Below are 9,902 nucleotides of genomic sequence, written 5' to 3' on the forward strand. Positions count from 1 at the left end.
ACTCCCCACGGTGCTCCATCACCAAGCGCACCGCCCGAGCCCTCAGCTCGGGATCGATCTTCTTCGGCATGAACTGCATCCTTCCAACTCAGAAAGATGCGGCATCAAACCTGGGGCGCTTCACCCCTGCCGCTGACCCGATAGCCAGCCAAAAATTCTCGGCGACGACCGGTGTCAAGGATCGCCGAAGGCGACCGGCGACAGCCGGCGGCCGAAGGCCGTCCTTTACTCCGGACGGCGCCGAGAACACCCTCCCCGAAAGGGTCGGCGGCAAACCCCAACCACAAAAACACAGCCACCTCAGCGCGTCGGACCCATCTCCCCACCCCGGACGCTGAGATCGCGCTGCCGAACATCGCCCCGCGACTCGTGAGTCCAGACAGTGACAGCAACCCCATGCTTCTCGATCCGCACGATCGAGCAAGGCACATAGTTCGAACGGATCGCGTCGGTGAGCCACGGCTGCGGAGTGTGCAGCGGCATGGTCTCGATGACGACCGGGATCGAGCCGTCCTCGAGCTGCGGCACCAGCACGTCCTCGTACTGCGCGAAGTCGTAGTGGAACAGGTAGTAGGGCGTGGGGTTGGTGATCTCGAGGGCGTCGTAGAGCTCCAGATAGTTGGGCATCACCAGAGCCTCGCGAGTGCCGCCGCCGCTGCAGCGCTCGTACTCCGGCCCGACCCAGCGGGCGATCGAGTCGCTCACCACGAACGACTTCGCGTCACGGCGCATGTCGCTCAGGTGGTCGACGGCGGCGAGTGCCGGTACGCCGCCCAGCACGACCAGGGCGCCCGCCGAGGCCGCGGCGACGGCTCCTCGGAGACTGTGCTTGTTCCAGGCCACTGCTCCGAGGGCCGCCCCGGCGACAGCCAGACCCACGAGGAGCACGGCGCCGGCCATGCTCTGGAGACCGAAGCCGATCCAGAGCGTGGCGGCGACCCAGGCGGCGCCGGCTGCGGCGAGAGGTAGCGCGATCACAGACCGTGTTGATCTCGACACGCCTTCGCCTAGCGGCTCCGAGGTCTGAACGAAGTGGCCTTCGATCAGCCAGGTGCGGCGCTCGTAGAGCTCGGCCACCACCAGGACGACGGCGACGAGGACCAGGGCGGAGACGGTGGTGGTGTGGGGGTTGTCGACCCGCCGGATGGGGACGATGACCAGGACCAGACCGGCCAGGGCGACCAACCGGGTGGAGTCGGAGACGCGCTGCCACACCAGCGGGACGAAGGGCAGCAGCAGCGCGAAGGGGTAGAGCGCCAGGATGAAGAACCGCCCGGACTCGGTCGGGAGGTCGAAGAAGTTCCAGACGGCGTACTGCGCATTTTCGTGCGTCTCGGTCTGCCCCAGGATCACCTGCCGGTTGAAGTCGGCGAAGGAGAGCCCCCACAGGGCCTTGTACGCCACTGCCTCGACGACCAGCCCGAGCACGAACCCGCCGGCGAGCTGGAAGCAGCTGACGATCCGGGTGCGCCAGGGCACGGCGCGCCGGGCGAAGAGCTCGAAGAGACCCGCGGCGCCGGTGAGGAGCACCGCCAGCTCGACGTACTGCCAGAAGACCAGCGCGGGGAGCAGCACCCGCGCGGCAGCGGCCAGGCGTGGGCGCGACTCGAGCCACCCGGTGGGCAGCAGGACGAAGACCCACAGCAGGCAGATCGTGTACTTGATGTGCAGCGGGGTGGCCAGCAGAAGCACGCCGAGCGCGACGGCGATCATCACGACGGGATGCAGCCGCAGCCGCAGCCCGATCGCGGCTGCCAGCACCGCGCCGAGGCCGGCGCCGAGGAGCCGACCCCAGAGGAAATACCAGATCGTCGGGCTGCCGCTGGCGATGGCGTAGAGGGCCGCGTTGACCCAGAACGAGCCCGCGTTCCAGCCGTGCTCGAAGTCGACCAGCGGGATCGCACCCCGGGCGGTGATCTCGGCGAGGTGGTACTGGGCGCCGAAGTCCTGGGTCAGGAACGAGCCGTTCTGGGCGCCGACCGAGTAGGCCGACCAGACCAGCGCGACCACGCAGACCCCGGCGAACGTCGCCCACCTGATGGTCCCGATCGGCTCCGTGTGATCAGCTCTCAGGTCCCCAGATGACGCCATGACGGCGACCCTATGAGAGCGGGCGCCCGGCGTGGATCATCCACGCCGGGCACCCCTGATGACTTGGGTCTCAGCCACCGGTGGTCGAGCTCAGCCACCGGTGGTCGAGCTCAGCCACCGGTGGTCGAGCTCAGCCACCGGTGGTCGAGCTTGTCGAGACCTCAGCCCTTGGTGAGAACCGAAGTGCGCTCGGGATAAGGCAGCGTCGGGGTGAGCCCGGCGTGGATGGCTTCCTTCAGCCCCGAGGCGGCGATCGCCTCGACGTAGCGGCGCCGGCGGCTGTTGTCGAAGACGATGACCCCTCCGGGAGCGAGCCGGTCCTTGGCCTTCTCCAGGCACGCCTCGCGGGCGCGCCCGTCGATCACCACGAGGTCGAACTCACCGTCGACGTCGTCGATGGAGTCGACGTACGTCTGGAAGTCGAGGCCCGCGTGGCCCTCCTTCTGGGAGGCGATCACCGGGTTGTCACTGGCGACCGGCTCGATGACCCGCAGCGAGATCTTCTCCTCGCCGGCGAGCTCGGCCTGCATCATCTCGCCGAAGCCTTTGTGGTGCTCGACGGAGTGGATCTCGTCGGCGCGGCGGGAGAGCCAGACGGTGGAGGCGCCCGAGCCGTACTCGTAGACCCGGATCGGCCGTGCGCGCTCGCTCAGCCAGGCGTCGACGGCGGTGATCGCGTCGTAGGTCCACCACGGCACGTCCAGCTTCGCCATCGCCATGGAGTCGTAGACCTTGGTAAGCGAGTGGGTCCAGTGACGCCAGCGCTGCTCGACCGGCGGGGCGGTCTCCTTCGCGAGCCCCGTCTTCGTCAGCCCGCGACCGACCGCCTTGAGAGAGGCGGCGTAGGACTGCTTTGCCAAGGAAAGCGGGGAACGGCCTGAGGTGGACATTGATCTCCAGAGAAAGAACGGCGGGCAGCCCTGGGAAGAACTGTCCAGTGAACGATACCGGCGAACGATGCCTCTTACGCGGAACGTTCTGCCAAACGCTTGGTGAGTCGTGCGAGAACATCCGGCGGCAGGAAAGCCGATACATCCCCACCGAAATGGGCCATCTCCTTGATCAACGAGGAGGAGACCGCCGCCCAGCGCGGGTTGTTGAGCAGGAAGACGGTCTCGACACCGGTCATGTGGGCGTTCATCTGCGCCATCGGCGCCTCGTACTCCAGGTCGGGAGCCCCGCGCAGCCCTTTCACGATCGCCTGAGCCTCGATCTCGACGCAGAAGTCGGTCACCAGGCCGGTGAAGGCCTGGACCCGTACGTTGCCCAGCGGAGCGATGATCTCGGTGATCATCTCCATCCGCTCCTCGGGCGTGAACAGACGCTTCGACTTCGACGGGTTGACCCCGACGGCGACGACGACCTCGTCGAACATCGCCGAGGCGCGGGTGAAGATGTCGAGGTGGCCGAGGGTGGGCGGATCGAAGGACCCCGGGCACATCGCGCGACGCGTCATTCTGCTTCTCTCCTTGGATCGGTCCGGTCTCGGTGGTCGAGCTTGTCGAGACTCATTCCGGCGCAGTGCCGTACCAGAGCGTGGTCTCGCCGTACTTCTTGGACTTCTGGTCGGTGAACCCGTCGGGCCAGACCGGCTGGGGGCTGCGCGCGGACCGCTCGACGACGACCAGCGCCGCGGGCACCAGCCAGCAGTGCTTGACCAGCAGCGTGATGTCCTCGGCGACCGCGTCGTCCGAGAGCGGGTAGGGCGGATCGAGGAAGACCATGTCGTAGGGAGCCGCCGGCGGTGTCACCAGGGTGCTCGCCACCGTGGCCGCGACCACGTCGGCCCGCGGGAAGCCGAGCTCCTTCGCGTTGGAACGGATCACCCCGGCCGTACGCCGGTCCGACTCGACCAGGGTCACGACCCCGGCGCCACGCGACCACGCCTCCAGCCCGACAGCGCCGGTGCCGGCGTAGAGGTCGAGGAAGCGCAGCCCGGCCAGAGAGCCGTAGTTGGACTCGATCGCCGAGAAGAGTGCCTCGCGGACCCGGTCGGTGGTGGGACGGGTCCGCACCCCTTTGGGGGCGAGCAGACGTCGCCCTCCCGCGACGCCTCCGATGATCCGGGTCATTGGGATACCCTACGACGCGGTACGGGGTAGGCGCCGTCGCGAGGGGGGTCCCAGTGCGTGCACGGCAAGGCGGAGGAGGGAGGCGGCCCGGTGTTGGCCGTCGACCGACGACAACGCGGCCGTGTGCGCGCTGGGGCGTCCCGCAGCAGGCGACCTACCGCGTACCGCGTCGTTATGACTTCTCCAGGTAGTCGGCGGAGGCGGACTCCTCGATCTCGTGGACCCGCTCGGCCAGGAGCGGCGCGGTCGTGAGCTCCTGGTCCGCCTCGAGCAGCGACTCGGCCGCCTCGCGGGCCTGCAGGATCGTCTCCTCGTCGCGAAGCACGCGCAGGCTCTCCAGGCTCGATCGCCGGCCCGACTGGGAGGCGCCGAGCACGTCTCCCTCGCGGCGCTGGTCGAGGTCGACCCGGGAGAGCGCGAACCCGTCGGTGGTCTCGGCGACCGCGTCCAGGCGGGTCCGGGCCGGGGTGCCGGCCTCGGCGTGGGAGACCAGCAGGCACAGCCCGTGCAGTCCGCCACGACCGACGCGGCCGCGCAGCTGGTGGAGCTGGGAGACGCCGAAACGATCGGCGTCGAGGATGACCATGGTGGTGGCGTTGGGCACGTCAACACCGACCTCGATCACGGTCGTCGCGACGAGCACATCGATGTCACCGGCGGCGAAGGCGCTCATGGTGCGCTCCTTCTCCTCGGCCGAGAGCTTGCCGTGGAGCTTGGCCACGCTCAGTCCCTGCAGCGGGCCGGTCGTCAGCTCCTCGGTGACCTCGTCCACGGCGGAGAGGCGGACCGGGGCGGAGGCGACCTCGTTGCCGTCCACGTCGAAGTCACGCTGGTCGCTCTCGCCCTGCTCGGGCTCGTCACCGCTGATCCGCGGGGCGACGACGTAGACCTGGTAACCCTTCTCCACCTCTTCCCTGACCCGCTCCCACACCCGGGCGATCCATGCGGGATGCTCCACGAGCGAGACCAGGTTGGTCTGGATCTCGGCGCGTCCGGCCGGGAGCTCGGTCAGCGTCGAGACCTCGAGATCGCCGAAGACCGTCATCGCGACCGTGCGCGGGATCGGCGTCGCGGTCATCACCAGCAGATGCGGTGGCGTGCCGGCCTTGTCGGTCAGAGCGGCGCGCTGCTCCACGCCGAAACGGTGCTGCTCGTCGACGACGACCAGGCCGAGGTCGTCGAACATCACCTGATCCTGCAGCAGGGCGTGGGTGCCGACGACGATGCCGGCCTCGCCGGTGGCGATCCGGCTCAACGGCCCCTTGCGCTGCGTCTTGGTCATCGAACCGGTGAGCAGCTCGACATGGGTCTGCTCCTGGTCACCGGCGAAGAGCCCGCCGGCCAGACCGCTGGCAGCCAGATCGCCGAGCATCGCGGTGATCGAGCGGTAGTGCTGCTGCGCGAGCACCTCGGTCGGAGCCAGCAGCGCCGCCTGGCCCCCGGAGTCGACGACCCGGAGCATCGCCCGCAGCGCGACCAGCGTCTTGCCGGAGCCGACCTCACCCTGCAGGAGGCGGTTCATCGGGTGGGGCTGGGCCAGCGCCGTCTCCAGCTCCTTCCCGATCTCCTCCTGCCCCTTGGTGAGGGTGAACGGCAGCCGCTCGTCGAAGGCCTCGAGCAGGTGGTGGACACCGCCTGTACGGGCGGTGGTGCCCAGCGCCTGGAGCGCTCGTCGCCGACGCCCCAGCACCAGCTGCAGCCCGAGCGCCTCCTCGAACCGGAACCGGTGGTGGGCGTCTCGGACGTCCTTCCACTCACGGGGCGCGTGGATCAGGTCCAGCGCCTCGCGCAGCCCCGGCACGGCGTACGTCTCCCGGAGCTGCCCGGGAAGCACATCGGTGACGTCCTCGACGACCTGCCGGGCGAACCGCACCGCGCGCATCACGTCCCAGTGCTGGAGCCCGGCGGTGAGCGGGTAGATCGGGAAGAGCTCGGTCAGCTCCTCGACGGCCATCTGGTTGTCGGCCGCGTCGGCGGCGTTCTCGGAGTCGGAGGGGTCGCCGAAGACGACCATCTGCGGGTTGGCCAGCTGCCAGTCACCGCGGAACGAGCCGGCCTTGCCGACGAAGACGCCGCGAGTGCCTGGGGCGAGCACGCCGCGGCGCCACTCGGCGATCCGCTGGGACTTGGAGAAGAAGGTGAGCTGCAGGTCGGCGGTGCCGGCCTTGAGCTGGGTCTCGACGCGAAACGCGGGCCGGCCGGTGCGTCGGTCGGTGTGCTGGCGCACCACGCTCCTGACCACCTCGCCGAGCACCGTGAGCATCTCGCCCTCGTGCAGCTGCGGCGTCTGACCGAGATCGGCGGTGCGCAGGTAGCGGCGCGGGAAGTGGTGGAGCAGGTCGCCCACGGTGCGCAGCCCGAGGCCGTTGGTGAACTTCGCGGCGTGCTTGCTGTTGCCCAGCACCGCCTCGATCGGGGACTCGAGGGTGATCGCCACCGTCTGCTCCTCCTAGATCTCGCGATCTCTACTCGACCGACATCAGGAGGGGATAGCGCTCCTGGCCTCCGTCGTACACCATCACATCAACGGCCGGATGGTTGGCAGCCAGCCACGCCGAGACAGCCCCGGCGAGCTCGCCCTTGGGATCCTCGAGCCCGGAGACCAGCGTTACCAGCTCGCCGCCGCCCCCGATGAGCCGGGCGAGGACGTAGGTCGCGCACGTCTCCAGATCTTGGCCGACCTTCACGAAGTCTCCGTCGAGCACCCCGAGCGCATCGCCCGGCATACACGGCCCTGCCATGGTAATCGCTCGCGTGTTCGAGATGGTGACCGCACCGTGCCGCGCGTGTCGCGCGGTGGCGGTCATCTCCAGCACGTCCTTGTCGAACTTCCGCCCCGGCTCGTGGACCGCGATCGCCGCCAGCCCCTGCACCTGGCTACGGGTCGGGATCACGGCGACGTTGATGTCGAGGTCGTCCTCGGCGGTGCGGGCGGCGGCCTCCCCCGACTGCCGGGTCGGCCCGTCGTTGGGCAGCACGATCACCTCGGCGGCACCAGAGGCGGTGATCGCCTCGAGCAGCTCGGAGGTCGTCGGGCGACGACGCGGGCCGCCTTCGATGACGATCGCCCCGGCGCCCCGGAAGAGCTCGGCGAGGCCTGGTCCAGCCGCGAACGCGATCACCGCCCGGCCGCTGCGGGTGGCGTGGCGATGCGACTGCCCGGCGATCTGCTCGGCGAAGTGGGTCACGTGGATCCGATGCGGCCGCCCGGCGTTGATCCCGGCCTCGATCGCGGCCCCGACGTCGTCGACATGGACGTGGACGTTCCAGATGCCCTCGCCACCGACGACGACGAGCGAGTCACCCAGCGGCTGGAGCCGCTTGCGGAGGTCGGGGATCGCCGCATCCTCGGCGTCGAGCAGATACATCACCTCGTACGACGGGCCGCCCGGCTCCAGGGCATGCCCGTCGGCCGCACCCCGGACCGTCGGGATCGGGATGTGCGGGGTGTTGGGCATCGGCGCCTGCGGGCTGGGGCGGCGCCCGGTCAGAGCGGTCTCGAAGGCGTCGAGGAGGACGCAGATCCCGCGGCCGCCGGCGTCGATCACTCCTGCGGCCGCGAGCATGGGCAACTGCTCCGGCGTACGGGCCAGGGCTTCACGGGCCGCGCCCGCGGCGACCGACATCACGTCGCGCGTGCGGGCGGCCTCATCTCTCTCGACGCACGCCACGGCGGCGTCCGCCGCCGCACTGAGCACGCTGAGCATGGTGCCTTCCTGGGGCTCCCCCACCGCTGCATACGCGGCGTTGCCCGCCTTGCGCAGCGCGTCGGCGAAGACCGTGGCGGTGCGCTCCTCCTCGGTGGCCTGGACCAGGCGGCGCAGCAGGGCGCCGATCATCTCGGCCAGGATCACGCCCGAGTTGCCGCGGGCGCCCAGAAGGGCGCCGCGGGAGAAGGCGCGCAGTCCCTCTCGCCAGTCGGGGCCGGTGAACTCGCGCAGCCGGTCACGGGCCGCGGCGATGGTCAGGTAGAGATTGGTGCCGGTGTCGCTGTCGGGGACCGGGAAGACGTTGAGCGCGTCGATCTCCTCGCGGTGCGACGCGAGCGCGTCGGTCGCCAGGTCGCCGAATCGGCGGAACAGATCGAGCTTGATCTCGGCCACGCTGCCTCCCTACTCCTCGACACCCCTGTTTACAGCCTGACACCGTGACGACGGACACACTTCCCGGTATCGCGGCCCCAAGGTTAGGCGGTCCCCGGGCACGGGGTAAACGACGGGTGAACAAATCCGAGGCTGCAGCAAAGACACGAACGAGTAACGGGATCCGCCGAGTTGCGCCTCCCGTCGGTGGCCATCCGTCCCTAGTGTGGAGACCTCCCTACGCCGAAGGACTCCCGGATGTCGATCCCGACCCCGACCCCACGCGCGAGACGCGTCAACGAAATCTTCGACTTCTCGGCCGGGCGCGGCCTGGAGATCGGGCCTCTGCACCAGCCGCTCATCCCCCGAGATGCCGCGGAGGTCTCCTATCTGGACCTCTACGACCGCGACCGGCTCTACGAGTCGTACGCCGAGCACTCCCGCGTGGACCACGGCACCATCCCCGAGATCGACTATCCGATGTGGGACGGCACCAGGATGCGTAAGCTCGACGAGGCTGCCAAGGAAGGCGCCCCGTTCGACTGGGCGCTGGCCAGCCACGTCGTCGAGCACGTGCCCGACCTGATCGGCTGGCTGGGACAGGTCGAGGCCGTCACCGCTCCGGACGGCGCTCTCGTCCTGGTCGTCCCCGACCGGCGCTACACCTTCGACGCGCACCGCCCGCCCACGACGGTGGGGCAGATCCTGCAGGCGTACGAGGCAGGCGACACGACCCCGTCGGTGCGCGCGGTCTACGACCATCACCGCAGTGCGGTCAACGGCGATCCCAAGCGCCTCCACCGCCACGGGCCCAGCGAGGCCGAGACCTGTGTCCACGACCTCGGCTACACCCGGACCCAGCTCGAGCGAGCGCGCCGGGGCGAGTACGTCGACTGTCACGTGTGGACCTACACCGACCGCTCGTTCCCCGAGATCATCGCCGAGCTGCGCCGCCTGGGGCTGACCGGCTGGGCGGTCGAGTCCCTCCTGCCCGTGCCGGAGAACGACATCGAGTTCTACGTCGTCCTGCGCCGCGGCCTCTCCCCCGACCTCCCCGCGGCCCCCGCCATCCCGGACTGGGTCGAGCAGGGCATGGAGCTGCGCGAGGAGGTCACCCGGCTCCGAGAGGTCGTCGCGGACCAGCGGCGGCGGCTCGGATCGCAGCGCAAACAGCTCGCCGACCGGCGCGCCGAGATCGACGCGCTGCAGGGGTCGAAACGGTGGAAGCTGGCCACCGCGCTGGCCGCCCCGCTCGACAGGTGGCGCGACCGCGGCTCGGACGAGTGACGATTTCGTCGGTCACAGCCCGACGGGCTACGCTTGTTCGGTTGTCTCGGCTGGGCAGCCGTTCATCGCGCTCGCCGGCAACATCTAACTGACCTCGATCATCTATTCAACATCAGGAGTTCACGGTGGCTGCCGTCTGCGACATCTGCGACAAGAAGCCGGGCTTCGGCAACAACCGGCCGTGGTCCAAGAAGGCGACCAGGCGCCGCTTCGACCCCAACATCCAGCGCGTCCGCGCCGTTCTCAACGGCACTCCGAAGCGTATGAATGTCTGCACGACCTGCATCAAGGCCGGCAAGGTTTCACGCTGAGATAGCACGAAGGGGCCCCGCGGCAGCGCGCAAGCGCTGAGCGGGGCCCCTTCTGCTAT

At 69.4% G+C, this 9,902-nt stretch carries 8 protein-coding genes; 2 read left to right on the forward strand and 6 right to left on the reverse strand.

Annotation, left to right across the window (positions count from 1 at the left end; translation table 11 throughout):
• Positions 1 to 300 precede the first annotated feature (300 nt).
• The 6 genes from H5T77_RS24790 to H5T77_RS24815 form a co-directional block, all read right to left on the reverse strand.
• Positions 301 to 2,091: a hypothetical protein gene (locus H5T77_RS24790; protein ID WP_292653278.1), complete on the reverse strand. Its 1,791-nt coding sequence runs from the start codon at positions 2,089 to 2,091 to the stop codon at positions 301 to 303.
• A gap of 161 nt (positions 2,092 to 2,252) precedes the next feature.
• A complete protein-coding gene (locus H5T77_RS24795; protein ID WP_292653279.1) occupies positions 2,253 to 2,951 on the reverse strand; it encodes a class I SAM-dependent methyltransferase in 699 nt (232 codons plus the stop codon).
• Between the two features lie 104 nt (positions 2,952 to 3,055).
• The gene (coaD, locus tag H5T77_RS24800) at positions 3,056 to 3,547 is read right to left on the reverse strand and encodes a pantetheine-phosphate adenylyltransferase (protein ID WP_292653280.1); all 492 of its coding nucleotides are present in this window, start codon (positions 3,545 to 3,547) and stop codon (positions 3,056 to 3,058) included.
• A gap of 52 nt (positions 3,548 to 3,599) precedes the next feature.
• Positions 3,600 to 4,163 (reverse strand): 16S rRNA (guanine(966)-N(2))-methyltransferase RsmD, encoded by a 564-nt coding sequence (rsmD, locus tag H5T77_RS24805; protein WP_292653281.1) that lies wholly within the window; start codon positions 4,161 to 4,163, stop codon positions 3,600 to 3,602.
• A 172-nt stretch (positions 4,164 to 4,335) separates the two neighbouring features.
• A complete protein-coding gene (locus tag H5T77_RS24810) occupies positions 4,336 to 6,600 on the reverse strand; it encodes an ATP-dependent DNA helicase RecG (RefSeq protein ID WP_292653282.1) in 2,265 nt (754 codons plus the stop codon).
• A 28-nt stretch (positions 6,601 to 6,628) separates the two neighbouring features.
• A complete protein-coding gene (locus H5T77_RS24815) occupies positions 6,629 to 8,266 on the reverse strand; it encodes a DAK2 domain-containing protein (protein ID WP_292653283.1) in 1,638 nt (545 codons plus the stop codon).
• Between the two features lie 237 nt (positions 8,267 to 8,503).
• On the opposite strand from H5T77_RS24815, the gene H5T77_RS24820 reads away from it, so the two are divergent.
• A complete protein-coding gene (locus H5T77_RS24820) occupies positions 8,504 to 9,532 on the forward strand; it encodes a class I SAM-dependent methyltransferase (RefSeq protein ID WP_292653284.1) in 1,029 nt (342 codons plus the stop codon).
• A 125-nt stretch (positions 9,533 to 9,657) separates the two neighbouring features.
• Positions 9,658 to 9,843, forward strand: coding sequence for a 50S ribosomal protein L28 (gene rpmB / locus H5T77_RS24825; protein ID WP_292653285.1), 186 nt, complete (start codon positions 9,658 to 9,660; stop codon positions 9,841 to 9,843).
• The last annotated feature ends 59 nt before the right edge of the window (positions 9,844 to 9,902 follow it).

Source organism: Nocardioides sp. (assembly GCF_014360585.1).
Classification (GTDB): domain Bacteria; phylum Actinomycetota; class Actinomycetes; order Propionibacteriales; family Nocardioidaceae; genus Nocardioides.